At 70.8% G+C, this 26,471-nt stretch carries 27 protein-coding genes; 19 read left to right on the forward strand and 8 right to left on the reverse strand.

The features are described from left to right. The first annotated feature begins 16 nt into the window (after nt 1-16). The 4 genes from leuC (at nt 17) to ACQPWZ_RS26015 (ending at nt 3,170) form a co-directional block, all read left to right on the forward strand. Nucleotides 17-1,450 (forward strand): 3-isopropylmalate dehydratase large subunit, encoded by a 1,434-nt coding sequence (leuC, locus tag ACQPWZ_RS26000; protein WP_433572503.1) that lies wholly within the window; start codon nt 17-19, stop codon nt 1,448-1,450. Between the two features lie 5 nt (nt 1,451-1,455). Next, nucleotides 1,456-2,049: a 3-isopropylmalate dehydratase small subunit gene (gene leuD / locus ACQPWZ_RS26005; protein ID WP_340475616.1), complete on the forward strand. Its 594-nt coding sequence runs from the start codon at nt 1,456-1,458 to the stop codon at nt 2,047-2,049. 104 nt (nt 2,050-2,153) lie between these two features. After that, nucleotides 2,154-2,381 carry a hypothetical protein gene (locus tag ACQPWZ_RS26010; RefSeq protein WP_313943879.1) on the forward strand — a complete coding sequence of 76 codons (228 nt, stop codon included), beginning with the start codon at nt 2,154-2,156 and terminating at the stop codon, nt 2,379-2,381. A gap of 141 nt (nt 2,382-2,522) precedes the next feature. Next, nucleotides 2,523-3,170: an HU family DNA-binding protein gene (locus tag ACQPWZ_RS26015; RefSeq protein ID WP_433572504.1), complete on the forward strand. Its 648-nt coding sequence runs from the start codon at nt 2,523-2,525 to the stop codon at nt 3,168-3,170. 165 nt (nt 3,171-3,335) lie between these two features. Here ACQPWZ_RS26015 and ACQPWZ_RS26020 read toward each other — a convergent pair whose 3' ends face one another. Together ACQPWZ_RS26020 and cofC are read right to left on the reverse strand one after the other, a co-directional pair. Then, nucleotides 3,336-3,539 (reverse strand): hypothetical protein, encoded by a 204-nt coding sequence (locus tag ACQPWZ_RS26020; RefSeq protein ID WP_313943877.1) that lies wholly within the window; start codon nt 3,537-3,539, stop codon nt 3,336-3,338. Between the two features lie 55 nt (nt 3,540-3,594). Further along, complete coding sequence (cofC, locus tag ACQPWZ_RS26025; RefSeq protein ID WP_433572505.1) at nt 3,595-4,281, reverse strand: 2-phospho-L-lactate guanylyltransferase; 687 nt, start codon at nt 4,279-4,281, stop codon at nt 3,595-3,597. Between the two features lie 148 nt (nt 4,282-4,429). On the opposite strand from cofC, the gene ACQPWZ_RS26030 reads away from it, so the two are divergent. The 3 genes from ACQPWZ_RS26030 to ACQPWZ_RS26040 all read left to right on the forward strand — a co-directional run bounded on the left by ACQPWZ_RS26030 (nt 4,430) and on the right by ACQPWZ_RS26040 (nt 7,408). Beyond that, nucleotides 4,430-5,182, forward strand: a complete 753-nt coding sequence (locus ACQPWZ_RS26030; RefSeq protein WP_383233582.1) for a lysophospholipid acyltransferase family protein — start codon at nt 4,430-4,432, stop codon at nt 5,180-5,182. Further along, nucleotides 5,179-6,189, forward strand: coding sequence for an NAD(P)H-dependent glycerol-3-phosphate dehydrogenase (locus ACQPWZ_RS26035; RefSeq protein WP_313943874.1), 1,011 nt, complete (start codon nt 5,179-5,181; stop codon nt 6,187-6,189). Before ACQPWZ_RS26030 ends, ACQPWZ_RS26035 begins: the two co-directional genes overlap by 4 nt. Before the next feature lie 61 nt (nt 6,190-6,250). Next, entirely contained in the window at nt 6,251-7,408 is a 1,158-nt protein-coding gene (locus tag ACQPWZ_RS26040; protein ID WP_356698820.1) for a D-alanine--D-alanine ligase family protein, read from the forward strand. Between the two features lie 29 nt (nt 7,409-7,437). Here ACQPWZ_RS26040 and ACQPWZ_RS26045 read toward each other — a convergent pair whose 3' ends face one another. Next, a complete protein-coding gene (locus tag ACQPWZ_RS26045; protein ID WP_433572506.1) occupies nt 7,438-7,917 on the reverse strand; it encodes a DUF3515 domain-containing protein in 480 nt (159 codons plus the stop codon). A 20-nt stretch (nt 7,918-7,937) separates the two neighbouring features. Beyond that, complete coding sequence (locus ACQPWZ_RS26050) at nt 7,938-8,171, reverse strand: Lrp/AsnC family transcriptional regulator (RefSeq protein ID WP_029384521.1); 234 nt, start codon at nt 8,169-8,171, stop codon at nt 7,938-7,940. A 254-nt stretch (nt 8,172-8,425) separates the two neighbouring features. Between ACQPWZ_RS26050 and ACQPWZ_RS26055 the strand changes: the two genes are divergently transcribed. Beyond that, entirely contained in the window at nt 8,426-9,388 is a 963-nt protein-coding gene (locus ACQPWZ_RS26055) for a thiamine-phosphate kinase (protein ID WP_340475623.1), read from the forward strand. After that, nucleotides 9,385-10,170, forward strand: a complete 786-nt coding sequence (thiD, locus tag ACQPWZ_RS26060; protein WP_356698817.1) for a bifunctional hydroxymethylpyrimidine kinase/phosphomethylpyrimidine kinase — start codon at nt 9,385-9,387, stop codon at nt 10,168-10,170. The genes ACQPWZ_RS26055 and thiD overlap by 4 nt, the downstream gene beginning before the upstream one ends. A 150-nt stretch (nt 10,171-10,320) precedes the next feature. Here the strand turns inward: thiD and rpmB are convergent, their stop codons facing one another. After that, a complete protein-coding gene (gene rpmB, locus ACQPWZ_RS26065) occupies nt 10,321-10,506 on the reverse strand; it encodes a 50S ribosomal protein L28 (protein WP_003957616.1) in 186 nt (61 codons plus the stop codon). 237 nt (nt 10,507-10,743) lie between these two features. Here rpmB and ACQPWZ_RS26070 point away from each other — a divergent pair, with 237 nt between their 5' ends. Beyond that, nucleotides 10,744-12,342 carry a DAK2 domain-containing protein gene (locus ACQPWZ_RS26070; RefSeq protein ID WP_340475625.1) on the forward strand — a complete coding sequence of 533 codons (1,599 nt, stop codon included), beginning with the start codon at nt 10,744-10,746 and terminating at the stop codon, nt 12,340-12,342. Between the two features lie 316 nt (nt 12,343-12,658). Here the strand turns inward: ACQPWZ_RS26070 and ACQPWZ_RS26075 are convergent, their stop codons facing one another. Together ACQPWZ_RS26075 and ACQPWZ_RS26080 are read right to left on the reverse strand one after the other, a co-directional pair. Continuing rightward, complete coding sequence (locus ACQPWZ_RS26075) at nt 12,659-15,568, reverse strand: tetratricopeptide repeat protein (protein WP_433572507.1); 2,910 nt, start codon at nt 15,566-15,568, stop codon at nt 12,659-12,661. Continuing rightward, entirely contained in the window at nt 15,565-17,397 is a 1,833-nt protein-coding gene (locus ACQPWZ_RS26080) for an HSP90 family protein (protein ID WP_433572508.1), read from the reverse strand. The genes ACQPWZ_RS26075 and ACQPWZ_RS26080 overlap by 4 nt, the downstream gene beginning before the upstream one ends. A 181-nt stretch (nt 17,398-17,578) precedes the next feature. Here ACQPWZ_RS26080 and recG point away from each other — a divergent pair, with 181 nt between their 5' ends. The 8 genes from recG to mutM all read left to right on the forward strand — a co-directional run bounded on the left by recG (nt 17,579) and on the right by mutM (nt 25,073). Further along, a complete protein-coding gene (gene recG / locus ACQPWZ_RS26085) occupies nt 17,579-19,771 on the forward strand; it encodes an ATP-dependent DNA helicase RecG (RefSeq protein WP_433572509.1) in 2,193 nt (730 codons plus the stop codon). Nucleotides 19,772-19,843: 72 nt separating this feature from the next. After that, nucleotides 19,844-20,428, forward strand: a complete 585-nt coding sequence (gene rsmD, locus ACQPWZ_RS26090) for a 16S rRNA (guanine(966)-N(2))-methyltransferase RsmD (protein ID WP_340475630.1) — start codon at nt 19,844-19,846, stop codon at nt 20,426-20,428. Between the two features lie 26 nt (nt 20,429-20,454). Further along, nucleotides 20,455-20,934 carry a pantetheine-phosphate adenylyltransferase gene (coaD, locus tag ACQPWZ_RS26095; protein WP_313948853.1) on the forward strand — a complete coding sequence of 160 codons (480 nt, stop codon included), beginning with the start codon at nt 20,455-20,457 and terminating at the stop codon, nt 20,932-20,934. Nucleotides 20,935-21,029: 95 nt separating this feature from the next. Then, nucleotides 21,030-22,103 carry a DivIVA domain-containing protein gene (locus ACQPWZ_RS26100; RefSeq protein WP_433572510.1) on the forward strand — a complete coding sequence of 358 codons (1,074 nt, stop codon included), beginning with the start codon at nt 21,030-21,032 and terminating at the stop codon, nt 22,101-22,103. A 192-nt stretch (nt 22,104-22,295) separates the two neighbouring features. Continuing rightward, complete coding sequence (locus ACQPWZ_RS26105) at nt 22,296-22,910, forward strand: YceD family protein (RefSeq protein WP_340475632.1); 615 nt, start codon at nt 22,296-22,298, stop codon at nt 22,908-22,910. 2 nt (nt 22,911-22,912) lie between these two features. After that, the gene (gene rpmF / locus ACQPWZ_RS26110; RefSeq protein ID WP_026165248.1) at nt 22,913-23,086 is read left to right on the forward strand and encodes a 50S ribosomal protein L32; all 174 of its coding nucleotides are present in this window, start codon (nt 22,913-22,915) and stop codon (nt 23,084-23,086) included. 19 nt (nt 23,087-23,105) lie between these two features. Beyond that, complete coding sequence (gene rnc / locus ACQPWZ_RS26115) at nt 23,106-24,023, forward strand: ribonuclease III (protein ID WP_433572511.1); 918 nt, start codon at nt 23,106-23,108, stop codon at nt 24,021-24,023. Between the two features lie 168 nt (nt 24,024-24,191). Then, on the forward strand, nt 24,192-25,073 hold the full coding sequence (mutM, locus tag ACQPWZ_RS26120; RefSeq protein WP_433572512.1) for a bifunctional DNA-formamidopyrimidine glycosylase/DNA-(apurinic or apyrimidinic site) lyase: 882 nt from the start codon (nt 24,192-24,194) through the stop codon (nt 25,071-25,073). Nucleotides 25,074-25,113: 40 nt separating this feature from the next. Here the strand turns inward: mutM and ACQPWZ_RS26125 are convergent, their stop codons facing one another. Next, nucleotides 25,114-26,034, reverse strand: a complete 921-nt coding sequence (locus tag ACQPWZ_RS26125; RefSeq protein WP_433572513.1) for a CAP domain-containing protein — start codon at nt 26,032-26,034, stop codon at nt 25,114-25,116. Between the two features lie 138 nt (nt 26,035-26,172). On the opposite strand from ACQPWZ_RS26125, the gene ACQPWZ_RS26130 reads away from it, so the two are divergent. Then, on the forward strand, nt 26,173-26,454 hold the full coding sequence (locus ACQPWZ_RS26130; protein ID WP_340478019.1) for an acylphosphatase: 282 nt from the start codon (nt 26,173-26,175) through the stop codon (nt 26,452-26,454). Nucleotides 26,455-26,471 lie beyond the last annotated feature (17 nt).

The following is a 26,471-nucleotide window of genomic DNA, read 5'->3' on the forward strand; positions in this document are numbered from 1 at the left end:
GGCCGGAGGGAAAGCGATGGGTAGGACACTCGCGGAGAAGGTCTGGGACGACCATGTCGTCCGGCGCGCCGAGGGCGAGCCCGACCTCCTCTTCATCGATCTGCACCTGCTGCACGAGGTGACCAGCCCCCAGGCCTTCGACGGTCTCCGTCAGAACGGCCGGCAGGTCCGCCGCCTCGACCTCACCATCGCCACCGAGGATCACAACACCCCGACCCTCGACATCGACAAGCCCATCGCGGACCCGGTTTCCCGTGCCCAGCTGGAGACGCTGCGCAAGAACTGCGCGGAGTTCGGCGTACGGCTGCACCCGCTGGGCGACGTCGAGCAGGGCGTCGTCCACGTCGTGGGCCCCCAGCTGGGACTGACCCAGCCCGGTACCACCGTCGTCTGCGGCGACTCGCACACCTCCACCCACGGCGCGTTCGGCGCGCTGGCCTTCGGCATCGGCACCTCCCAGGTCGAGCACGTACTGGCCACCCAGACGCTGCCGCTGGCCCGGCCGAGGACCATGGCGATCACGGTCGAGGGCGAGCTGCCCGACGACGTCACCGCCAAGGACCTCATTCTGGCGATCATCGCGCGGATCGGCACCGGCGGCGGCCAGGGCTACATCCTGGAATACCGCGGCTCGGCCATCGAGAAGCTCTCGATGGAGGCCCGGATGACCATCTGCAACATGTCGATCGAGGCCGGCGCCCGCGCGGGCATGATCGCCCCGGACGCCACCACCTTCGACTATCTGCGCGGCCGCGACCACGCTCCGCAGGGGGCGGACTGGGACGCGGCGGTTGAGTACTGGAAGACGCTGCGCACCGACGACGACGCCGTGTTCGACGCGGAGGTCTTCATCGACGCCGCCGAACTGGCGCCGTTCGTCACCTGGGGCACCAACCCCGGCCAGGGAGCGCCCCTGTCGGCCAACGTCCCCGACCCGGCTTCGTACGACGACGCTTCGGAGCGCTTCGCCGCCGAAAAGGCCCTGGAGTACATGGGGTTGCGCGCCGGGCAGGCGCTGCGCGACATCAAGGTCGACACCGTCTTCGTAGGCTCCTGCACCAACGGCCGTATCGAGGACCTGCGCTCGGCGGCATCCCTCCTGGAGGGCCGCAAAGTCGCCGACGGCGTACGGATGCTGGTGGTCCCCGGGTCCGTACGGGTCGCCCTCCAGGCCGTCGAGGAGGGCCTGGACAAGGTCTTCACCGGCGCGGGAGCCGAATGGCGGCACGCCGGCTGCTCGATGTGTCTGGGCATGAACCCCGACCAACTGGCGCCCGGCGAGCGCTCCGCGTCGACCTCCAACCGCAACTTCGAGGGCAGGCAGGGCAAGGGCGGACGCACCCATCTGGTCTCGCCCCAGGTCGCCGCGGCCACCGCGGTACTGGGCCATCTGGCCTCGCCGGCCGATCTGGTCGCATCCGACTCGGCCGCCACCCCCGCAGGAGTCTGAGAACCATGGAAGCTTTCACCACACACACCGGCCGGGCCGTGCCGCTGCGCCGCAGCAACGTCGACACGGACCAGATCATCCCGGCCCACTGGCTGAAGAAGGTCACCCGCGACGGCTTCGAGGACGGGCTCTTCGAGGCATGGCGCAAGGACGCCTCCTTCGTTCTCAACCGGCCCGAGCGGCAGGGCGCCTCGGTGCTGGTCGCCGGCCCCGACTTCGGCACCGGCTCCTCCCGCGAGCACGCCGTCTGGGCCCTGCAGAACTACGGCTTCAAGGCGGTCATCTCCTCGCGGTTCGCCGACATCTTCCGCGGCAACTCGCTCAAGAACGGGCTGCTGACCGTCGTTCTGCCGCAGGAGACGGTCGACCGGCTGTGGGAGCTGGCCGAGTCGGACCCGAAGGCCGAAATCACTGTTGACTTGGAGCAGCGGCAGGTGCGTGCGGCAGGCATCACCGCCGACTTCGAGCTGGACGAGAACGCCCGCTGGCGGCTGCTGAACGGTCTGGACGACATCAGCCTCACCCTTCAGAACGAAGCGGACATCTCCACTTACGAGGCCTCCAGGCCGGCCTTCAAACCGCGCACAATTCAGGTCTGATCAGCGCTTTTCCCCAACTGCGCCCCCCACCGTCCGGTGGGGGGCGCAGTCGTCTGTTGAGGTCCTGCCGGGCGACAACTCGCCCCAGATGGCACAATCGGTGCATGGACCGTGACAGCCAACTCGAGCTCTACGAGGCGGTGGCGGCCCGGCTGAAAGAAGCGCACACAAGAGTGCGCACACTGCAAGTCCCGGAGGGCGTAAGGATGGCGCTGTCCCGGAAGCTGCTGGTCGTCACGGCAGCGGCGAAGCACGATCTCCCGGATGCGGCCAGGCGTCTGGACCGCTTCATGCAGGACCTCGACGAGGGCCGATTCCCTGAAGGCGACTGACACCCGAACTCCACAGCGGCGCACTTCGTTGCGGCACTAGGGTGATTAGCCCGTTTCGTGTTTGATTTGCGGTATATATCTGCCTAACGTGCGAAAAAGCCTGGACGCATTCGTTCCGGCAATGTCTCCGAAGGGGAAGACGTGAACAAGGCGCAGCTCGTAGAAACGATTGCCGACAAGGTCGGTGGCCGTCAGCAGGCCGCCGAGGCTGTCGACGCGGTACTTGACGCGATCGTCCGCGCAGTTGTCGGCGGCGACCGTGTCTCGGTCACCGGTTTCGGCTCGTTCGAGAAGGTCGACCGCCCCGCCCGCTACGCCCGCAACCCGCAGACGGGGGAGCGGGTCCGGGTCAAGAAGACCTCTGTTCCGCGCTTCCGTGCCGGTCAGGGCTTCAAGGACCTGGTCAGCGGCTCGAAGAAGCTCCCGCGCGGCGGCGAGGTCTCGGTGAAGAAGGCGCCCAAGGGCAGCCTCTCGGGCGGTCCTTCCACCCGTACGACCACCAAGGCCGCGGCCAAGAAGGCCACCGCCAAGAAGGCCACGGCGACGAAGGCCACGGCGAAGAAGGCTGCCGTGAAGAAGACCGCGACCAAGAAGACCGCGGCCAAGAAGACGACGGCCGCCAAGAAGACGGCGACCGCCAAGAAGGCCACGGCCAAGAAGACGACCACCAAGAAGGCGGCCGCCAAGAAGACCGCGCCGGCCAAGAAGGCCACCGCGAAGAAGGCGCCGGCCAGGAAGGCGTCGGCGCGCAAGACCGCCGCCAAGAAGGCCACTGCCAGGAAGAGGTAAGCGGCACAAGGTCGCAGGGCCACTCACGCGCCGGGCCGGGCTCCTCTGGGGGAGCCCGGCCCGCGGCGTGTTCCGGTTCGGGCGCTTCCCGGCGCGCTGCCGAGCCCTTCGCCCGGTGAAGGGCTTCCCCGGGGGGCGTCGCACGGTTCAGCCCGACTCGGCCCGTCAGAGCGTCTGCAGCGTCACCAGCGTGATCCTGCGGGCATCGCCCTCGCCCTCGGTCTCGATGCGCACCCGCTGGCCCGGCCTCAGCAGCCGCAGGCCGCCTGCGTCGAAGGCCGCGGCGTCGAACTCGACCGGCGTGCCGTCGTCGAGGAGCACGCTCCCGCTGCGGGTCAAAGCGTCGTAGGTGTACGAGGTCGCCTGCATGCCGCCAGCCTAGTGCCGCTCCCGGCAGGCTCTGCCCGGTCCAGGCACCAGGGCACTAGGGGATGTCCGCAACGCGGTCGGTCATCGCCAGACGCTCGGCCGTCCGCGGCCCGACCTCCAGGGCCAGCGCCGCCGCCAGATCCTCGGCGGTGTCCACGTCCTGACGTACGGAATCGACGCCGTCGAGCGGGATTTCCACGGCCCCCGACGCCAAATGCCGGCGCCGTGAGCGGCCGCCGAAACCGGGACGCAATTCGGTGCCCGCGGCCGCCGAGAGCAATGTGGTGCCGATCCCGGCCCTATCCGTCAGAAATGCCCGGGGAAATCCCGATGCGTACGCGAGTACTCGTGCCAATTCCTGTGGGCGCAGCGCGGGCAGATCGGCGTTGAGGACGGCCACCGCGGCGCCCGGAGTCAGGCGGCGGACCTCTTCCGCGCCGTGCGTCAGCGCCGCGTTGAGGCCTGCCGCGGGGGCGTCCGGCACGATCCGCGCGCCCAGTGCGGCGAGCCGGAAGGAGGCCGCCGGATCGTCCGTGACAACGGCCACATTCCGTACCGACGGGCAGGCCAGGGCCGCGGCGACGGTGTCCTCCGCGAAGGCGAGCGCCAGATGAGGGCGCAGGCTGTCGTCGGCAGCGGCCGCGAGCCTGCTCTTTGCCTCTGCGAGCGGTTTCAGCGGGACGACCAGGGACCAGAGGCCCGTCGGGTCGCAGTTGGTGGCACGCTCATCGTCCATGTGCATCGCGCCCCATTGTGTCCCGGCCCCGCGAAGGGGCGGACGACCGGCCCGGTGACCGGGGCGTACGGTGTTCTCGACAGACCAGGGGCCTGGGGCGACACTTGACCCCCAGCAGCCGGGCAGTGGCCCGGCAGTAGAGGAAGGTGCTCGCGTGTCCCGCCGTAGAATCGGCTTCTGGTACCGCCTGGCGGCGGTCATCGCTAAACCGCCGCTGTTGGTTCTGTTCAAGCGGGACTGGCAGGGAATGGAACACATTCCGGCCGCGGGTGGATTCATCACCGCTGTGAATCACAACTCGTATCTGGACATGTTTTCCTATGGCCACTTCCAGTACAACAGCGGACGTGTGCCACGATTCCTCGCCAAGGCGGCGCTCTTCAAGGCGCCCGGCGTGGGGATCCTTCTGAAGGGCACCGGCCAGATTCCCGTCTACCGCGAGTCCTCCAACGCCTTCGGAGCCTTCCGGGCCGCCGTCGAGGCCGTCGAGGCCGGTGAATGCGTCGCCTTCTACCCGGAGGGCACCCTCACCCGGGACCCCGGTCAGTGGCCGATGACGGCGAAGACCGGAGTGGCGCGGGCGGCCATGATGACGCACGCACCCGTCATCCCGGTCGCCCAGTGGGGCGCCAACTTGGCGATGCCGCCGTACGCCAAGGAGAACAGGCTCCGCCTGTTCCCGCGCAAGACGCTGCAGGTGAAGGCCGGTCCGCCGGTCGACCTCGACCGGTTCTACCACCAGGAGCCGACGCCCGAGGTACTGAAGGAGGCGACCGAGGCCATCATGGCCGCGATCACCGAACTGCTGGAGGAACTGCGCGGCGAGCAGGCCCCCCGCAACCCGTTCGATCTGCGCGAAATGCGCGCGGAGCAGCGCCGCAAGGCCGCCGAGGAGGGCACCAAGTGACACACCCCGCCAAGGCGGCCGTCTTCGGAACGGGCTCGTGGGGCACGGCCTTCGGCATGGTGCTCGCGGACGCGGGCTGCGATGTGACCCTCTGGGGCCGCCGCGCCGAACTCGTCGACGCCGTCAACACCACCCGGACCAACCCCGACTATCTGCCGGGCATCGAACTTCCGCCGACGCTGCGGGCCACCACCGACCCCGCCGAGGCACTGCACGGCGCGGACTTCACCGTGCTCGCCGTTCCGTCCCAGACCCTGCGGGACAACCTGGCGGCTTGGGTGCCGAAGCTGCCGTCGGACACCGTGCTCGTCTCCCTGATGAAGGGCATCGAACTCGGCAGCGCCAAGCGGATGAGCGAGGTCATCGAGGAGGTCGCGGGAGTTCCCTCCGATCGCGTGGCCGTGATCACCGGGCCCAACCTCGCCAAGGAGATCGCCCAGCGCCGGCCCGCCGCTGCCGTCGTCGCCTGCCGGGACGAAGCCGTCGCCCAGCGACTCCAGGCCGCCGCCCACACCCCGTACTTCCGCCCGTACACCAACACCGACGTCGTCGGCTGCGAGCTCGGCGGCGCGGTCAAGAACGTCATCGGCCTCGCGGTCGGCATCGCGGACGGCATGGGACTCGGCGACAACGCCAAGGGCTCCCTCATCACCCGCGGCCTCGCCGAGACCACCCGCCTCGGACTCGCCATGGGAGCGGATGCGCTCACCTTCTCCGGCCTCGCCGGGCTCGGCGACCTGGTGGCCACCTGCTCGTCGCCGCTCTCGCGCAACCACACCTTCGGCACCAACCTCGGCAAGGGCATGACGCTTCAGGAGACCATCGCGGTCACCCGGCAGACCGCCGAGGGCGTCAAGTCCTGTGAGTCGGTGCTGGATCTGGCCCGCAGGCACGGCGTCGACATGCCGATCACCGAGACCGTCGTCGGCATCGTCCACGAGGGCAAGCCGCCGGTGGTGGCCCTCAAGGAGCTGATGTCGCGCAGCGCGAAGCCCGAGCGCCACTGACCCGGCACGCGCTGTGCCTGCACTCCACTGCGCCGGGTGCGCACGGTAGTCTCAACGCGATATGAGCACCGAGAACCTCCCCCAGAGCCCGGAGCAGCCGCTCCGCAAGCCGCGTGTGGCTGTCGTCTTCGGCGGCCGCAGCTCCGAACACGGGATCTCCGTGGTCACCGCCGGAGCCGTGCTGAGGTCCATCGACCGGACGAAGTACGACGTACTGCCCATCGGCATCACCGCGGACGGCCGGTGGGCGCTCACCGCCGACGAGCCCGACCGCATGGCGATCACCGAGCGCCGGACGCCGAGCGTGGAGCAGCTGGCCGAGTCGACCGAGGGCGGCGTCGTGCTCTCCGTCGACCCGGCGAACCGCGAGGTCGTGTACAGCGAACCCGGCGCCGTGCCCAAGGCACTCGGCGAGGTCGACGTCGTCTTCCCGGTGCTGCACGGCCCCTACGGCGAGGACGGCACCCTCCAGGGACTGCTCGAACTCGCCGGCATCCCCTATGTCGGCGCCGGTGTCCTCGCCTCCGCGGTGGGCCAGGACAAGGAGTACATGAAGCGGGTCTTCGTCTCCTTCGGACTGCCCGTCGGTCCGTACGAGGTGATCCGCCCCCGCGAGTGGAAGCTCGACCCCGCCGCGGCCCGCAAGAAGATCATCGACTTCGCCGGTGAGCACGGCTGGCCGCTGTTCATCAAGCCCGCGCGCGCCGGTTCGTCGATCGGCATCACCAAGGTCGACGGCCTCGCGGGCCTCGACGAGGCGATCGCCGAGGCGCAGCGTCACGACCCGAAGATCCTGGTGGAGGCGCTGCTGCGCGGCCGCGAGATCGAGTGCGGCGTGCTGGAGTTCGCCGACGGTCCGCGGGCCAGCGCTCCGGCCGAGATCCCCCCGGTCAGCAGCCACGACTTCTACGACTTCGAGGCCAAGTACATCGACTCGGCGTCCGGGATCGTGCCCGCCCCGCTCACCGAGGAGCAGACCGCGGAAGTGCGCCGGCTCGCCGTCGAGGCCTTCGACGCGGCGTCCTGCGAGGGCCTGGTGCGCGCGGACTTCTTCCTCACCGAGGACGGGGAGTTCGTCATCAACGAGATCAACACGATGCCCGGCTTCACGCCGATCTCCATGTACCCGCGGATGTGGCAGGAGAGCGGGGTCAGCTACCCCGAGCTCGTCGACCTGCTGATCCAGGCGGCACTGCGCCGGTCCACCGGACTGCGCTAGGGAAACGCTTCCCCCGGTCGGGACGGCCCTCAGGGGACTTCGAGTGTGGCCGGCACCGTCTTCTTGACGGCGCCGGCCAGCTCGGCGAGCGGGGTGACGTCGTGCGCGTACCGCTCGTCCATCGTGACCTCCACATAGGTCTTGCGGTACGTGGTGGTGAACCGCGGACCGTCGGCCCGCTGCTCCAGCAGCCAGTTGACCCCGTTCGCATCGACGGCCTGCGACTGGGCGTCGCTCATCTTCTCCGGCCGGGGGACACCGCAGCGCAGTACGATCGCGGCGTCGCCCCAGCCGGCGGTCAGTTCGGAGTCCGGTTCGGTGCCGGTACGGCGCTGCCCGGCGACAGTCTTCGGCAGCTCCTTGTGCAGCGCACCGCACAGGGCCGCTTCCTCGGGCGGGGGGCTGGGAACCGCTACCGGCGCCGCCGCGTGAGTGGTGGAGCAGCCCGCGGCGGCGAGGAACACCGCCGCGGCGGCGAACAGACGGAAGGACCGGTGGGCAGACGTCACCGGCCAAGCGTAGACGGGGGCTACAGGTGCACGACCGGGCAGGTCAGGGTTCGGGTGATGCCGTCCACTTGCTGGACCTTGGCGACCACCATGCGACCGAGATCGTCGACCGTGTCGGCCTGCGCACGCACGATCACGTCATAGGGACCTGTGACGTCCTCGGCCTGAATCACTCCGGGAATCTTCCCGATGGTCTCGGCGACGGTCGACGCCTTGCCCACCTCGGTCTGAATGAGGATGTACGCCTGTACCACGGAACCTCCAGAACGGCCCGGGGATCGTTTCCCCTACCTTCGGTGGGGAGATGCCGGGGGAGAGAAGGGACGCCACGGTATCGCGTCGTGATGGGGCGCGGGGAGACCCGCGCGCCGGGTGGCACCCGCAGCGTGGCGCAGGAAAAGCAGAAGTTGACGTATCTCTTGACGGTACCCACCGCCAAGACCGCTCGCGACCGCAAGGAAGCGGCTCTGCCGGACGTTCCGGCAGCACGACGGAGAGGTGAGACTCGGTGAAGGGCACTGTGGGCGAGTTGGGGGAGTTCGGGCTCATCAGAGAGCTCACTTCCCGGCTCACCTCCACCCCAGCGGTCCGCATCGGACCGGGAGACGACGCGGCGGTCGTGGCCGCGCCCGACCGCCGTGTCGTGGCGAGCACGGACATCCTCCTGGAGGGGCGGCACTTCCGCCGTGACTGGTCGACGGCGTACGACGTGGGCCGCAAGGCCGCCGCCCAGAATCTGGCCGACATCGCGGCCATGGGTGCGGTCCCCACCGCACTGCTGCTCGGCCTGGTCGTCCCCGCCGAACTCCCCGTCACCTGGGCCACCGAGCTGATGGACGGCATCCGCGACGAGTGTCAGGTCGCCGGGGCCTCGGTCGTCGGCGGCGATGTCGTCCGCGGCGAGGTGATCACCCTCGCCATCACGGCGCTCGGCGATCTGCGCAACCACGAGCCGGTGACCCGGGGCGGCGCCCGGCCCGGCGATGTCGTCGCCTACACCGGCTGGTTGGGCTGGTCGGCCGCCGGGCACGCGGTCCTCTCGCGCGGATTCCGCTCCCCGCGCGCGTTCGTCGAGGCGCACCGGCGCCCCGAGCCGCCGTACCACGCGGGTCCCGCGGCGGCCGGTCTCGGCGCCACCGCCATGTGCGACGTCAGCGACGGACTCGTCGCCGACCTCGGGCACATCGCGGAGGCGAGCAAGGTCCGGATCGACCTGCGTTCGGGCTCGATCGACATCCCGAGCCAGATGAACGACATCGGCCAGGCCGTCGGTGTCGACCCGTTGCAGTGGGTGCTCACCGGCGGCGAGGACCACGCCATCGTCGCGACCTTCCCGTCCGACGTGAAGCTGCCCGCCCGCTGGAAGGTGATCGGCGAGGTGCTCAACCCGTCCGCGCTGCCCCAGGTGACCGTGGACGGTCTGCCCTGGCACAGCAAGAGCGGCTGGGACCACTTCGGGGAGGACTCGTGACGCCGGTCCGCGTACTGACCGTCGCCGGTTCCGACTCGGGCGGCGGCGCCGGGATCCAGGCCGATCTCAAGACCATGATGGCGCTCGGCACCCACGGCATGAGCGTGATCACCGCGGTCACCGCGCAGAACTCGCTGGGTGTGCAGGGTGCGTGGGAGCTCCCCGTCGAGGCGATACGCGCCCAGTACCGCAGCGTCGTCGACGACATCGGCGTCCAGGCCGTGAAGACCGGCATGCTGGCGTCCGCGCCGCTGGTGGAGACCGTGGCCGAACTGCTGGCCGGCACGGACGCGCCCGTCGTCGTCGACCCGGTGGGGGTCTCCAAGCACGGCGACTCCCTGCTCGCGGCCTCCGCGCTGGACTCGGTCCGCACCAAGCTGCTGCCGGTCGCGACCGTGGCCACGCCGAATCTGGACGAGGTGACCCAGCTCACGGGCCTGGAGGTGACGGACGAGGCCGGGATGCGCCGGGCCGCGGACGCCGTGCTCCGCTTCGGGCCGCGCTGGGCGCTGATCAAGGGCGGGCATCTTTCCGGCGACGCCGTGGACCTGCTGACGGACGGGGCCGAGGAGCACTGGCTGCGCGCGCCCCGGCTGGACAACCGGCACACGCACGGGACGGGCTGCACGCTCGCCTCCGCCGTGGCCGCGGGGCTGGCGAAGGGGCTCACCGTCCCGGAGGCGGCAGTGGCCGCGAAGGAGTACGTCACGGGGGCGATCGCGGCGGGGTTCGCCCTGGGCGGCGGCATCGGCCCGGTGGATCACGCCTGGCGTCAGCGGTAGACGGCGGCTGTACGGCACGGCCGTGCACGCTCCCTCGGCCGAAGCGGGGCGGCACGGTCGGGCACGACGGCACGGCAAAAAGCCGGTCCACTGATGTGGACCGGCTTTTCAAGGCAACCGCAGGGGCTGCGCTACGACGAAACGTCGCGGTTAGCGCGAGACCTTGCCGGCCTTGATGCACGAGGTGCAGACGTTGAGCCGCTTCGGCGTCCGACCGACCACGGCACGCACACGCTGGATGTTCGGGTTCCAGCGACGAGACGTACGGCGGTGCGAGTGCGAAATGTTGTTGCCGAAGCCCGGCCCCTTGCCGCAGACGTCGCAGTTGGCAGCCACGGGTCACTCCAAAGACTTCAGATGCACTTACAGTGAATTCCGGCGGCCGGAAATCAGTGATCTGATTCGGTGGCTTTGCCGGGGGAATGGCCCGACTTTCATCGGGCAACCGGAGCAGCATACAACGACTGCGTCCGAGATACGAAACTACCACGGTTCGCCCCGCCCCCTCCCCGGCCCCCGCTCCCACCGGGGTCTACTCTGCGGTGCAACCCGCCGCTCAAGGAGGATCACCAGGTGCCGCAGACCCTCGACGCCGCCTCGGTACGCATCTGGTGCTCACGGGCGCTGGAGGCACTGGGCCGGGAGCGCGAGGAGATCGACGCGATCAACGTCTACCCCGTCGCGGACGGGGACACCGGCACCAATCTCTATCTGACCCTCGAATCGGCGGCCCAGGCGGTCGAGGCCGTCTTCGCCGCGCACGAGACGGGGTCCTCGGCCCCCGCGGCGGCCGACGCGGTCCGATCCATGGCGCACGGAGCGCTGATCGGGGCCCGCGGGAACTCCGGCACCATCCTGGCGCAGCTGCTGCGGGGCATGGCGGAGCGGCTCTGCGACGGGGACCACCTGGCAGGCGCTCTGCGAAGGGCTTCCGCGCTCGCCCGTGAGGCCGTCGCGCACCCTGTCGAAGGAACGATCCTGAGCGTGGCTTCCGCGGCCGCGGAAGCCGCGGAGAGCGCCCCCGACGATGCCGCGCGCGCGGCCTACGAGGGGGCACGGGCCGCGCTGGAGGCGACGCCCGGACAACTCGACGTGCTCAGCCGTGCGGGAGTCGTCGACGCCGGCGGGCGAGGGCTTCTCGCGGTGCTGGGCGCGCTGGTCGAGGCGGTGTCGGGTGAGGCCCCGGTGCCCCCGCCGCTGGCGCACGTACGGCCGGGTCCCGAAGGTCTCGGCGCCCCGGCGCAGCCCTGCGCCGACGACGGCGGTCCCGCGTTCGAGGTGATCTACCTGCTGGAGGCGGAGGACGAGGCCGTGGCGCGGCTGCGGACCCGGCTGGACTCCCTCGGCGATTCCCTGGTCGTCGTCGGCGGCGACGGTTTGTGGAATGTCCACGTCCATGTCGACGACGCGGGTGCCGCCGTGGAGGCCGGTGTCGAGGCGGGGCGCCCCTACCGGATCCGCATCACGCACTTCGACCTGGCGGCGGCCCCCGTACGGGAGCAGGTGCAGCGGGCGGTGGTCGTGGTCGTCTCCGGTGAGGGGCTCGCCGGTCTGTGCGCCGAGGCGGGCGCGACGACGGTGCTCGCACGGCCGGGGGAGCCGCCCGTCAGCGGCGAACTCGTCGACGCCATCCGCCGCGCGCACGCCCGCGAGGTCGTCCTCATGCCGAACTCCGCCGACCTGCGGCACACGGCCGCCGCCGCGGCCGAACAGGCCAGGACGGAAGGCGTCCGCGTCGCTCTCGTCCCCACGCGCGCGGCGGTGCAGGGCATCGCCGCCCTGGCGGTGCACGAGCCGGACCGGCGCTTCGACGAGGACGTGGTCGCGATGACGGCGGCCGCCGGGGCGACGCGCTACGCCGAAGTCACGGTGGCCGAGCGGCAGTCGTGGACGACCGCCGGCGTGTGCCAGGAGGGCGATGTGCTCGGTCTGATCGACGGAGACGTCGCGGTGATCGGCACGGACCTCATGACGACGGCGACGACCGTGCTGGACCGGATGCTGGCGGCCGGCGGCGAACTGGTGACGCTGGTGCTGGGTGAGGGCGTCGCCGACGGCGACGAGGTGGCCGCGAAGCTGGAACGTCACGTCAGGGACACGCACTTGGCCGTGGACACCGTGCTCTACCGCGGCGGGCGGGGTTCGACACCGCTGCTGATCGGTGTGGAGTAGGGGAGCGGGCGGCCGGGCCGGGGCCGGAGGCAGTACCCCCGGCCCCGGGGTGAGGCCCGGCCCTGCCGTGAGGCCCGGCCCCGGGGTGAGGCCCGGTGTCTGCCTTCCGAGGCCCGGGCCTGCTGTGAGGCCGGGTTCAGCCTCCCGAGGCCCGGGCCTGCTGTGAGGCCGGGTTCAGCCTCCCGAGGCCCGGGCCTGCCGTGAGGCCGGGTTCAGCCTCCCGAGGCCCGGCCCTGCCGTCAGGCCGGGTTTCAGCCTTCCGAGGCCCGGGCCCCCGGCTCGCTCCCGGCCGGCTCCCCGCCGCAGGGCCTCCCGCTCACCCCTTGCCCACGTACTCCAGCAGTGACCGCGCATCCGCGCCCACACCCTCGGCGCCGTGCCGTGCCAGCACTCCCCGGGCCCGGGCCTCCGCCGCGTCGGCCGCGCCGAGGTCCGCCTCCAGCCAGCCCGCAAGGAGTTCCGACCGGGCCCGCTGCTCGGCGTACTGCTCGCCCGCTGCCGTGAACGCGGCGATCGCCTTCTCCGCGGACGCCACCGCCTCCGTGTACGCGGCCCGTGCCGAGCCGTCGGTGTCGTTCTCGCCCGGCCCGCCCTCGACGGCGGACGCGATCAGCTCGGCTGTCTGCCGGTGGGTGTCGGCCAGTTCGGCGCGGAGGCCGTCGCGTGCCTCCCGGTCGTCGGCACCCTCCGGGGCGGCCTCGCACGCCTGCGCAGCCGACGCCATCAGCTCGCGCGCCACCGCCGGGCCCGCCTGGCCCTCACGGACGGCGATCCAGGCCCGCACCCGCAGCGTCCGCACATACGCGTGGACGTCGCCCAGCTCCCGCCACAGCTCTCCGGCACGCTGATAGGCCAGCTCCGCCTCGGAGTTGAGGTCGGCCCGGTACAGCGCCTGGCCGGCCAGGTTCGCGAGCATCGCGTGGTCGCGCTGCTCCGGCCATCCGCGCGCGATGTCCGCCGCCCTGAGCCAGTGCTCGGCAGCCGAACGCGGCTCGTTCAGCGCCGCCAGACAGTCGCCCAGCCACCACAGTGTCTGCACGATCATGCCGTCGCCGTGATCGTCGGCGGTCAGGTCCGGCAGCACGGCCTCCAGCACCGCGGCGCTCTCGTCGACGCGGCCCAGCTGGAGCAGGAAGCCGCCGAGCCGGTGCCGCGCGTACGCGCCGTTGCCCTTGCTCTCGCCCGCCTCGTCCGCCCAGTGCGCGGCCTCCAGCGCGTGCTCGGCGGCCTCGGCGAGCTTGTCGTTGTCGGCGAGCGACTCGACGAGCTGGAGGTGCAGCCTGCACAGCCCGCCCGCTTCGGCGTAGGCCCGTGCGTGCTCCAGGGCCGCGCGGGAGGCGCGCTCGGCCGTCTCCGGGTCGCCGAGATGCCGGCTCACCCCCGCGAGCTGGGTCTCGGCCTCGACCGCGTACCAGGGGCGTTCCGCTGCGATGTACGCCTCGGCTGCCCGGGCGTACAGACGGGCTGCCTCCTGCGCGTCACCCCCGAAGGCCGTGATGTTGCCGAGGTAGCCGAGTGCCTCCCCGACCGTGGTGCCGACGCCCGGGTCGTCCCGGTGCGGCTCGGCGAAGGCCAGCAGCTCCTGTACGGACTCCTCCAGCGCACCGACCGCGGCCGCCGTGTCCTCGGACAGATGGATCCGGTCGTTGAGGATGCGGCAGCGGCACAGCAGCACCCGGCTCACCTGGTGGGCGCTCGCGCTGCCTTCCGCTTGGAGGGCCGGCATCCGGGCCCGGAGCCCGGCCAGTTCGGCCAGCGCCTCGTCGAAACCCTGCTCGGAGTGCTCGTCCTGGCAGAGCGCGTAGGCGGCCCTCGCCCGTGCGGCGACTGCCCGGCCGAGGTCACCCGCGCTCTCGTAGTGGTCCGCGGCGGCGCGGAAGTGCGCGGCGCTCTCGGCGGGCGGCACCGTACGGTCCAGGCCCCGGTGCTCCTCCAGCTCGGCACGGTCGCGCGCGCCGAGCTCGGCACCCTCGCGCCCGGCCGCGGCGGCGACGGCCGCCCAGGCCTCCAGCGAGTCGGGGCGCTGCGCCTCCGAGAGGCTGCGCGCCTCGGCCAGCAGCGAGTCGAGGGAGGCGGCGGGCGCGGGGACCGGGGCCGGGCGCGGCACCGGGACGGGCCGGGAGGGGCGCAGCCCCAGCGGCAGCCGCTCCAGCAGCGGTTCCTGGTCCATCCGTTCCCGGATCGTGCGGCTCACCTCGGAGCTGCCGTTGCGCTCGTCGAACCGCGCGGCGAGAGCCAGGGCCTCCTTGCGGGCGTGCACCGCCAGTTCGCGCGCCGCCCAGTCGCGGCCGCCCGGTCCGGCGAGGCTCTGCTCTCCGTGGCCGAGGGCGGTGAGCCGGTCGGTGAGCAGCGCCGTCACCGCGAGATAGCCCATCAGGCTGCTCGGCTCCCCGGAGTCGGTGAAGTACGCCGGACGCTCGGCGAGGATCTCCAGACCGCGTGCCTCGTTGCCGGTCAGCGCCAGGAACTCGACATGCTGGGCGACGGCGCTGCGCATGCTCTCCATCGAGCGCACCATCCGGTGGCCCCGCAGATGATGCGCGCGAGCCTGGTCCGGCCGCCCGAGACGCAGCAGGGGCAGCAGCGAGGACGAGAGCACGGCGTGCGGCTCGTGCGCACAGCTGAACTCGCCCTCGTACACCGGCCGCCAGGTCTCCAACGCCTCCGCGTCGTCGCCGCGGTGCGCCAGGTACGAGCCCTGGGCGCGCAGCTCGCAGGCCCGGCAGTCGCTCTTGTCGTCGCGGTCCGCCGCCTGCCAGGCCGCGTACGCACGTCTCGCGCGCTCCGTGTCGCCCACATGGCGCGCGATCCGCAGCTCGCCCTGGCGCACGGCACGCTCGGAGTGCCCGGCGACCCGGTAGCGGTGCTCCATCTCGCCCTGCCACTTCTCGATGGAGGCGAGCGGGATGTGGGGCTGGTCGATCATGCCGCTGGAGACCCACTTGAACATCCAGAACAGACTGTGCGTCTGCTGGCCGTCGAAGTCACCGGGCCGCTCGTCCCACATGCGCAGCAGCCGCGAGAAGGGGACGAACATCTTGTCCGCCTCGGAGCTGTAGTTGTAGACCTGCATCAGATGGTTGAGGCCGTCGATCAGCAGGTCGGTGTCGCCCGACTGCTCGATGCCGGCGAATATCCGCTCCGCGCGGGCGTTGCGCGCCGGGCCCTCCGGCTCCTCGTAGTTGTCGGCCAGGGCCTGCCGCAGGGATGTGACGTCGGTACTCATCGGCCGTTCTCCTGGTCGTGGGTGGCCCATTCGAGCAGGCCGACGAACGCACGGTTGAGCAGTGCGGAGTCGGCCGGGCGCAGCGGCCGCTGCGCCATCAGCAGGGCTTGCCCGTACAGGGCCTCCGTCGCGGTCCCGGCGAGTTCCCTGTCGTCGAGCGAACTGATCCTGCGGATCAGGGGGTTGAGGTGGTTGAGCACCAGCCGGGCCCTCGGCGCGCTGCCGCGCAGCGACCCGAGGATGCCGGCCCACAGATCGTCCGCCTGCTCCTCCGCCTCGGCGCGAGAGCGCTCATGACGGGCCGCACGGTCGTCCAGATGCAGTGCGGGCACGGTCAGCGGGTGGAAGGCGCGCAACGCCACGTCACAGCCCAGCGGATCGAGCTTGGCGCGGGCCGCCGCGAGGAAGCCCGCCAGCGCGAGTTCGGCGTCCGGGTCCACGGTGTCGAGATGCGCGGTGACGGTGTCGGCGTCCAGCTCGGCGACGACGGTTCCGGGCCGAACCGACGGGAGCTTCTCGACCAGTTCGGTGTCGTACGTGTAGCCGCCGTTGACGACGCCGATGCCCTGCGCGGACGCGATGGGTGCGACCTGGCGGTACTCCTCCACGGTGCGCGTGAAGTGCACCACCGGATGCCGACGGGCGAACTCCTCCAGCGAGAGCGAGCCGTCGGTCGTCTCGAACGGCAGCCACGGCAGCATCGTGCGCAGCATCTCGCCGTCGTGCCTGGCCAGCGACTTCACACCCAGGTGGTGGACGGACAGGAACTGCGCCAGCCGGTCGGGATCACCGGCCGCCAGACCCGTGAGCCACTCCCTGATCCGGGCGCCGAGCGCCTCCCGTACGGCCGCCAGCGTCTCGTCGGCGTACAGCGACTCGCGGGAGGCGGTGGGCCGCAGCGAGTCGGTGTCGATCACGCAGCGTACGAAGAAGGCCCAGTCCGGGAGGAGTTCGTCGGCCCGGTCGGTGAGCAGCATGCCCTTCAGATGCACCCGGTGGCCGGAACGCTGGGCGGGGCTGACGGCCTGGGGCAGGACGTACGCGACCCCGCGGATCCCGGCGAGCGGGACGTTCAGGTCGAGCGAGTCGAGCGGGGTGAAGCCGAACAGCTCGTGGCAGTGGCGCGCCAGAGCCACCCGGCGGGCCGAAGGGCCCGGGTAGGCGCGGTCCCAGGGCGAGGGCAGATCGGTGACCGCGGTGTCCCCGACCCGTACGTCGTAGGGCAGCAGCGAGCCGAAGTCCCGGGCGAGCGCCAGCACCCGCTCCTCCGTCAGCCAGTCGCCGCTGCCCGGGCGGGCGGTCAGATGCACGGTCGTGCCGGGCTCGGGACGCGCGCTGTCCGGCAGCGTACGCACGGTGTACGAACCGTCGTCGCGGGCCGACCACTCCACGGGCGGCGCGTCCGGCGTCCGCGCCGAACGGCTGACCACGCGGATCTCGGCAGCCACGACGAAGCAGGCGAGCAGCCCGATGCCGAACTGGCCGAGGAAGTCGGCGCGCGCCGAGGCGATGCCGTCGGCACCGGCACGCTTGGAGCTGCGGCCGATCGTGGCGAGCAGGCTGTGCACATCGCTCTCGGTCAGACCGATGCCGGAGTCCTCGACGCGCAGCCGCCCGCCCTCGGCGAAGAGGCGTACCCGCGCGGGTGCGCCCGGCTCCTCGGCCCGCCGGGCCGTGATCGCGTCCACGGCGTTCTGCAGCAGTTCGCGCAGATACACCTTGGGGCTCGAATAGAGGTGATGGGAGAGAAGATCCACCAGGCCGCGCAGATCCACCTGGAAGGTGTGCGGGGTGGTCTCGGACGTGGGTCGCGTGGTCTCAGAAGTCATCGTCGCTGCGCCGGTGGGGGGACGAGCGGCGGCGCGGGTCGGGCGATCCCGTCGAAGGTGATCGCGGCGTGGGCAGGCAGCGGGGAAGGCGGGGGAGACCGCGCCATCCTAGGGTCCACGGCACCGGTGTGACCAGCGGTTATCCACAGGTGTGCGACGTCTGTCGGTGCCGTGGTGTGCAATGGATCGCGTGTCCGCGCTCGACGAACCCCTGAAGAAGACGCTCGGAGCCGCCACCGCGAAGGTGATGGCCGAGCAGCTCGACCTGCACACCACCGGCGATCTGCTGCACCACTACCCCCGGCGGTACGAGGAGCGCGGCCAGCTCACCCGGCTCGCCGAGCTGCCGCTGGACGAGGACGTCACCGTGGTCGCGCAGGTCGCCGACGCACGGGTGCACACCTTCAACGCCGGCCGCGGCAAGCGGCTGGAGATCACCATCACGGACGGCAGCGGCCGGCTCCAGCTGGTCTTCTTCGGCCGGGGCGTGCACAAACCGCACCAGGAACTGCTGCCCGGCAGCCGGGCGATGTTCGCCGGCAAGGTCTCCGTCTTCAACCGCAAGCTCCAGCTGGCCCACCCGACGTACGCCAAGCTCGCCGCCGACAGCGGGGACGACTCCCCTGACGTCGAGTCCTGGGCGGGCGCGCTCATCCCCATCTACCCGGCCTGCAAAGGGCTGGAGTCGTGGAAGATCGCCAAGGCGGTCGACGCCGTGCTGCCGAGCGCCCGGGAAGCGGTCGATCCGCTGCCGCCCGCCCTGCGCGAGGGACGCGGCTTCGTCCCGCTGCCCGAGGCGCTGCTGAAGGTCCACCGGCCGCACACCAAGGCCGACATCGAGGACGCCCGGCAGCGGCTCAAGTGGGACGAGGCGTTCGTGCTCCAGGTGGCGCTGGCCCGGCGGCGCTTCGCGGAGACCCAACTGCCCGCCGTGGCCCGCCGGCCCGTCCCGGGCGGGCTGCTCGACGCCTTCGACGCCAAGCTGCCCTTCACCCTCACCGACGGGCAGATCAAGGTCACCAAGGAGATCTTCGACGACCTCGCCACCGAGCATCCGATGCACCGGCTGCTCCAGGGCGAGGTCGGCTCCGGCAAGACCATGGTCGCGCTGCGCGCCATGCTCACCGTGGTGGACACCGGCGGTCAGGCGGCGATGCTCGCGCCCACCGAGGTCCTCGCCCAGCAGCACCACCGCTCCGTCGTCGAGATGATGGGCGAGCTCGCCGAGGGCGGCATGCTCGGGAGCGCCGAGAAGGCCACCAAGGTCGTGCTGCTGACCGGTTCGATGGGCGCCGCCGCCCGCCGGCAGGCGTTGCTCGATCTGGTGACCGGCGAGGCCGGCATCGTCATCGGCACCCATGCGCTCATCGAGGACAAGGTGCAGTTCCACGACCTCGGACTCGTCGTGGTCGACGAGCAGCACCGCTTCGGTGTGGAGCAGCGCGACGCCCTGCGCTCCAAGGGGAAGCAGCCGCCGCATCTGCTGGTGATGACCGCGACCCCGATCCCGCGGACGGTCGCCATGACGGTCTTCGGCGACCTGGAGACCTCCGTACTGGACCAGTTGCCCGCCGGCCGCTCACCCATCGCCACCCATGTCGTCCCGGCCCAGGACAAGCCGCACTTCCTGGCGCGCGCCTGGGAGCGCGTCCGCGAAGAGGTCGGCAAGGGCCACCAGGCCTATGTGGTGTGCCCCCGCATCGGCGACGGCGAGGACGAGAAGACGAAGAAGAAGTCGGCCGAGGACGAGGCGGAGAAGAGGCCGCCGCTCGCCGTCCTGGAGATCGCCGAGGAGCTCTCCCGCGGAGCCCTCGACGGGTTGCGCGTCGAGGTCCTGCACGGCCGGATGGCGCCCGACGACAAGGACGACGTCATGCGCCGCTTCGCCGCGGGCGAGGTGGACGTCCTGGTCGCCACCACCGTCATCGAGGTCGGGGTCAACGTCCCGAACGCCACCGCCATGGTGATCATGGACGCGGACCGGTTCGGTGTCTCGCAGCTGCACCAGCTCCGCGGCCGGGTGGGCCGTGGCTCCGCCCCCGGACTGTGCCTGCTGGTCACCGAGATGCCCGAGGCGACCCCGGCCAGGGCCCGGCTCGGCGCGGTCGCCGCCACCCTCGACGGCTTCGAGCTCTCCCGTATCGACCTCGAACAGCGCCGCGAGGGCGACGTCCTCGGCCAGGCCCAGTCGGGTGTGCGCTCCTCGCTGCGGATGCTCACCGTCATCGACGACGAGGAGGTCATCGCCGCCGCCCGCGAGGAGGCCGTCACCGTCGTCGGCGAGGACCCGGAGCTGGAGCGGCTCCCCGAGCTGCGCACGGCCCTGGACGCCCTGCTGGACAAGGAGCGCGAGCGGTATCTCGACAAGGGCTGAGACACTGGTCCGTGAGGATGTTGGCCAGGCCGGCCGGCACGAGCTCCCGGCCGCTTGCGAGTGAGGACTGAGATGACCCGCGTGATCGCCGGTACGGCCGGCGGACGCCGCCTGGCCGTCCCGCCCGGCACCGGCACCCGCCCCACGTCCGACCGTGCTCGCGAGGGCCTCTTCTCCAGCTGGGAATCGCTCCTCGGCACGCTGGCCGGACTGCGGGTCGCCGATCTCTACGCGGGCTCCGGCGCCGTCGGCCTGGAGGCACTCTCCCGCGGAGCGTCCCACGCGCTGCTCGTCGAGGCGGACGCGCGTGCCGCCCGCATCGTCCGGGAGAACGTCGGCACCCTCGGACTGCCGGGTGCCGAGGTCCGTACCGGCAAAGCGGAACAGATCGTGACGGGTCCGGCGCCGGGCGACCCCTACGACGTGGTCTTCCTCGACCCGCCGTACGCCGTCACCGACGATGATCTTCGCGAGATCCTGCTCACACTCCGCTCTGAGGGCTGGCTCGCGGACGATGCCGTCGTCACCGTGGAGCGCAGCACCAGAGGCGGTGAATTCGTCTGGCCGCAGGGCTTCGAACCGGTGCGGGCCCGTCGCTACGGCGAGGGAACGCTTTGGTACGGTCGCGCCGCCTCTACGTGCGAAGACGCACCATGACCGGACCGGAGAGCGAGGGACTTCAGTTGCGCCGAGCAGTCTGTCCGGGGTCGTTCGACCCCATCACCAACGGACACCTCGACATCATCGCCCGCGCCTCCAAGCTGTACGACGTCGTACATGTCGCGGTGATGATCAATCAGTCCAAGCAGGGACTGTTCACCGTCGACGAGCGGATCGAGCTGATCCGCGACGTCACCAGCGACTACGGCAACGTCGAGGTGGAGTCCCACCACGGCCTGCTCGTCGACTTCTGCAAGCAGCGGGACATCCCGGCCATCGTCAAGGGCCTGCGGGCGGTCAGCGACTTCGACTACGAGCTGCAGATGGCCCAGATGAACAACGGCCTCTCCGGCGTCGAGACGCTCTTCGTCCCGACCAACCCCACCTACAGCTTCCTCTCCTCCAGCCTCGTCAAGGAGGTCGCCGCCTGGGGCGGTGACGTCTCCCACCTGCTGCCTCCCGTCGTGCACGAGGCACTCACCCGGCGGCTCGCCGAGAAGTGACGTACTGACAGCCCGTCACCCGGTGTCCGGCGGACGGTCGGGGGCCGTACAGTCGTCCCGTCCGTCTCATATCAGGCAGAGAGTGGCGAACCACGGTGGACGTGCAGAAGAAGCTCGACGAGATCGTCGAGGCGGTGGGCTCGGCCCGGTCCATGCCCATGTCGGCCTCCTGCGTGGTCAACCGCGCCGAGCTGCTCGCCATGCTCGAAGAGGTCCGTGAGGCCCTGCCCGGCTCGCTCGCGCATGCCCAGGAGCTGATCGGCGGCCGTGAGCAGCTGGTCGCCCAGGCCCGCCAGGAGGCGGAGCGGATCATCGAGAGCGCCCACGCGGAACGCGGCTCGCTGATCTCGGACACCCATGTCGCCCGCCAGTCCCAGGACGAGGCGGACCGCATCCTCTCCGAGGCCCGCCGGGAGGCCGAGGAGATCCGTGCGGAGGCCGACGACTACGTCGACTCCAAGCTCGCCAACTTCGAGGTCGTCCTCACCAAGACCATCGGCTCGGTGGACCGCGGCCGCGAGAAGCTGCTCGGCCGGGGGCCCGGCCTGGACGCGCAGGGATACGCCGACGAGGACGCCCCCGAGTACAGCTCGGACCCGCAGACCCTGATCGGCCGCGCCGACGAGTACGTGGACGCCAAGCTCGGCGCCTTCGAGGCGGTCCTGTCCAAGACCCTGGAGGCCGTCGGCCGCGGCCGGCTGAAGCTCCACGGCCGCACCACCAGCGACGCGCTCGGCGAGCACATGGCCGCTCAGGACGCCGCGGGCGTCCAGCACTCCAGCGACGCCGACTACCTGGCCGGACTGGCCGAGATCTCGGAGCCCCAGCAGACCCCGATGCCGCAGCAGGCCCCCGTGCCCCAGCAGCCGCAGTACCAGCCGGTGGCCGAGGCCCAGCCCGCGATCCCGGCCCAGCAGGACCCCTACGCCGCGAGCTACGGCGACCAGCACCAGCAGTACGCCGCGTACCAGCAGGACCCCTACGCCGGGTACCAGCAGCAGGGCTACGACCAGCAGTACGGCCAGCAGGACCCGTACGCGTACCAGCAGCCGGTCCAGCAGCAGCCACAGCAGCACCAGCAGCAGGCGGCAGCCCTCGACGAGACCAGCCTCTTCGACACCAGCATGATCGACCTCGAACAGCTGCGCCGGTACGAGCAGGGGCACTGACCCCGGGCGGAGCGGCTGCCGACGGGGACCGGATTGGGTCTACGGCGGCCCGTCCGGTAACCTGGTTCTTCGGTCGCGCGTAGATCCGCGATGCAGGCTGCCCGCTCCCTCGGAGCACCGGGCCGGCCCACTCCCCACGATTCGAAAGCAGGAAGACCCCTGAACGCCCGCCTCGACCACCGCAACCCCCTCGTGTTCGACACACACGAGCTGGGCCGGCGTCCCGGCGCGCTCCAGCGGGTGTCCCGCTCGGTGGAGGCGCCCGGTTCGCCGGCGACCTTCGGTATCGAAGGAGTCATCGGCGTACCGGAAGGTGCGTCCGTGAAGCTCGACCTCCGTCTCGAGTCGGTCATGGAAGGTGTGCTTGTCACCGGCACCGCCCGTGCGACCGCCGAGGGGGAGTGCGTAAGGTGTCTGGAGCCGCTGCACCAAGAGGTCGCGGCGGACTTCCAGGAGATGTTCTCGTACCCCGACGCCGATGACCGGAGCCGCACTCGCACTGCGGAACCCGTCGACGACGCCGAGGACGAGGACACGCTCTTTCTCGAGGACGGCTTGTTCGACCTCGAGCCCGTGCTGCGTGATGCGGTGGTGCTCGCACTGCCGATGCAGCCGGTGTGCCGGGAGACCTGTGCCGGCCTGTGTTCCGAATGCGGGATCAGGCTGGACGAGAACCCCGGTCACCACCATGACGCCGCCGACATCCGTTGGGCGGCACTGCAGGGACTCGCCGAAACCATCAAGGACGGCGAGAAGGACAACATGGGCGGCGCCGAAGCGGGCGTCGACGAGAAGCAGGAGAAGTAGCCGTGGCTGTTCCGAAGCGGAAGATGTCGCGCAGCAACACGCGCCACCGCCGGTCGCAGTGGAAGGCTGCGGTCCCCACCCTGGTTTCGTGTGAGCGTTGCCAGGAGCCGAAGCAGCAGCACATCGCGTGCCCGAGCTGCGGCACCTACAACAAGCGCCAGGTCCTCGAGGTCTGAGCGGCTGGTGAGAGGCCCGATGTCTGAACTGTCCCATGCCAAGAAGCAGGCAGACGCAGTAAACACAGCCAACGCAGCCTCGTCCCACACGCTTCTGGAAGGGCGGCTCGGGTATCACCTCGAGTCCGCCCTTCTGGTGCGAGCACTGACCCACCGGTCGTACGCGTACGAGAACGGCGGCCTGCCCACCAACGAACGGCTCGAGTTCCTCGGGGACTCGGTGCTCGGTCTGGTGGTCACCGACACGCTGTACCGCACCCACCCCGACCTGCCGGAAGGCCAACTGGCCAAACTGCGGGCCGCGGTGGTCAATTCGCGTGCGCTGGCGGAAGTCGGTCGCGGTCTGGAACTGGGTCTCTTCATCCGGCTCGGCCGGGGTGAAGAAGGCACGGGCGGACGGGACAAGGCATCCATCCTCGCCGACACCCTTGAAGCGGTGATCGGCGCCGTCTATCTCGATCAGGGTCTCGAAGCGGCGTCCGAGCTGGTGCACCGGCTCTTCGACCCGCTGATCGAAAAATCCTCGAACCTCGGTGCGGGCCTGGACTGGAAGACCAGTCTCCAGGAGCTCACCGCGGCCGAGGGACTCGGCGTTCCGGAATATCTCGTCACGGAGACGGGCCCGGACCACGAGAAGACCTTTACTGCTGCCGCCCGCGTCGGTGGTGTCTCGTACGGCACCGGCACCGGCCGCAGCAAGAAGGAAGCGGAGCAGCAGGCGGCGGAGTCCGCATGGCGGGAGATTCGTGCCGCCGCGGACGACCGTATCGCCGCCGCCAAGGCCGAGAAGGCCGAGGCGGAGAAGGCCGAGGCGGACAAACTCGCTGCCGCGGCAGCGAGCTCGGAGGAGACGGTGGCCACTGCTGCCGACGCCTCAGACGGAGAGGCCGCCGACACCTCTTCGTCCTCGGAACCGGCGGACCGGGCCACGGCCTAGTCCTCGGAACCTTCTGACCGGGCCCGGCCCGGTCCGTGGTGCTGCATTCCTTCCGACCTCGTCGGGGCCCCTCGTTCCTTCCCGGAGCGCAGGGGCCTCGGCGTTTTTCCGCAGGTGACGGAGAGGTACGCTGCGGGCGTCACTCCGAGCCTCCCCGGAAGGAGCCCCGTGCCCGAGCTGCCCGAGGTCGAGGTCGTACGTCGCGGACTGCAGCGCTGGGTCAGCGGACGGACCATCGCCGAGGTGCAGGTCCTGCACCCGCGCGCCGTGCGCCGGCATCTCGCCGGCGCCGGGGACTTCGCGGCCAGGCTCAAGGGGCACAGCGTCGGGATAGCACGCAGGCGGGGAAAGTACCTGTGGCTGCCGCTGGCGGACACCGACAGCTCCGTCCTCGGACACCTCGGGATGAGCGGACAGCTTCTGGTGCAGCCGGAGGACGCCGCCGACGAGAAGCATCTCCGGATCCGGATCCGCTTCGACGACTCCCTGGGCACCGAGCTCCGGTTCGTCGACCAGCGCACCTTCGGCGGGCTCTCGCTCCACGACAACACCCCGGACGGGCTGCCCGACGTCATCGCACACATCGCCCGGGATCCGCTGGACCCGGCCTTCGACGACGGTGGTTTCCACACCGCGCTGCGGCTGCGGCGTACCACGATCAAGAGGGCACTGCTGGACCAGTCACTGATCAGCGGGGTCGGCAACATCTACGCCGACGAGGCCCTGTGGCGGGCGAAGCTCCACTACGAGCGCCCCACGACCGGCCTGCCCCGTGCCCGCTCGGCCGAGCTGCTGGGTCATGTGCGGGACGTGATGAACGCGGCCCTGGCCGTCGGAGGCACCAGCTTCGACAGCCTGTATGTGAACGTGAACGGCGAATCGGGCTATTTCGATCGCTCGTTGGACGCCTACGGCCGCGAGGGCGAGCCCTGCCGTCGCTGCGGCACCCTGATGCGGCGACGCCCCTGGATGAACCGTTCCAGCTACTTCTGCCCGCGCTGTCAGCGCCCGCCGAGAATCGTGCGCACGCCGCTGCCCGGGAAGCTCTAGCGCAGGAGGCTCCAGCCCCGGGCAGCTCCCGGCGCGACTGCTAGAAGCCGAAGTCCTGCGTCCACCACGGGCCGCCGTCGGCCATGTGGACACCGACGCCGAGCGTCTTGTAATCGCAGTTGAGAATGTTTGCTCGGTGGCCTTCGCTGTTCATCCACGAGTTCATGACCGCGGAGGCGTCGGCCTGGCCGCGGGCGATGTTCTCGGCGCCGAGGTTGGTCACGCCGGACTGCGCGGCGCGGCCCCAGGGGGAATCGCCGTCGGGGTCGGTGTGTCCGAAGAAGCCGCGGTTGGCCATGTCCTTGCTGAAGGTGCCGGCGAGCTTGGCGAGCGGAGCGTCGGTCCGGACCGGGCTGCAGCCGACCTTGGACCGCTCCTCGTTCACCAGGTTGAGCACCTCGGCCTCGGCCGCTGCCTCGGAGGAGGGCGACACGGGCTTCTGCCGGTCGGGAGTGCGGTCAGGGGCGCGCGACTCCGTACGGGTCGGGGCGCTCTCCTTCTTCTCCTTCTCGCTCTTCTCGGGAGCGGGCTTGGCCGGCTTCGGGGCCGGAGCCTTCGTCGACGGCTTGGCCGCCGGCTTCGCCGGCTTCGCGGGCTTGGTCGGCTCCGCGGGCTTCACGGGCTTCACGGGCTTCGCGCGCTTCTGAGCAGGGCTTTTCGCCGGTGCCTTCGGACGCGGGGGCGTCGTGGCGGGCGAGGACGGCGATGACGGGGCGGCCGGCGACGACGTCTCGGGCGTCGGTTCGGCGCTCGCGTCGCCCTGGGTCTGAAGCCGGGCGGATCCCTCGCTGCGGACCTGCTTGGCGGGCGAGCTCTCGCCGCCCACGATGGAGGTGTCGCCACCCGGCAGCAGGCCGGACGCGACGATCACGGCGCCCACCGCCACGGCAGCGGAGACGCCGAGCAGTCCAGTGCGTACGGGCCTGCCCGCACGTTTGGCGGAGCGTCGATGACGTCCCATCTGCTGGCCTTCCTTGTGCTCGACGGCTGTACAAAAAGAGGCTCACCCGAACGGGTGAGTTTCATTTCGACCGGACTGTACGCCATGACGCCGAAAAGGGATGTGATGCAGCAGTGGTCCATTCGCTACCTTGCAGCCATGAATGATGTTGTACGTCTGACGGCGTGGGTACGCGGCCGAGTACAGGGAGTGGGATTCCGCTGGTTCACCAGGGCAAACGCTTTGGAGATCGGCGGCCTCACCGGCTTCGCCCTCAATCTGGACGACGGCAGGGTGCAGGTCGTGGCCGAGGGTCCACGTGAGAATTGCCACCGTCTGCTGGACTGGCTGCGGTCCGACGACACACCCGGTCGAGTCGACGGCGTCACTGAGATCTGGGACACGCCCCGCGGAGGCTACGAGAGCTTCGCGATCCGCTGAGGTTCCCCCGCCGGCCC

This window comes from Streptomyces sp. CA-251247 (genome assembly GCF_050952975.1).
Taxonomy (GTDB): Bacteria; Actinomycetota; Actinomycetes; order Streptomycetales; family Streptomycetaceae; genus Streptomyces; species Streptomyces achmelvichensis.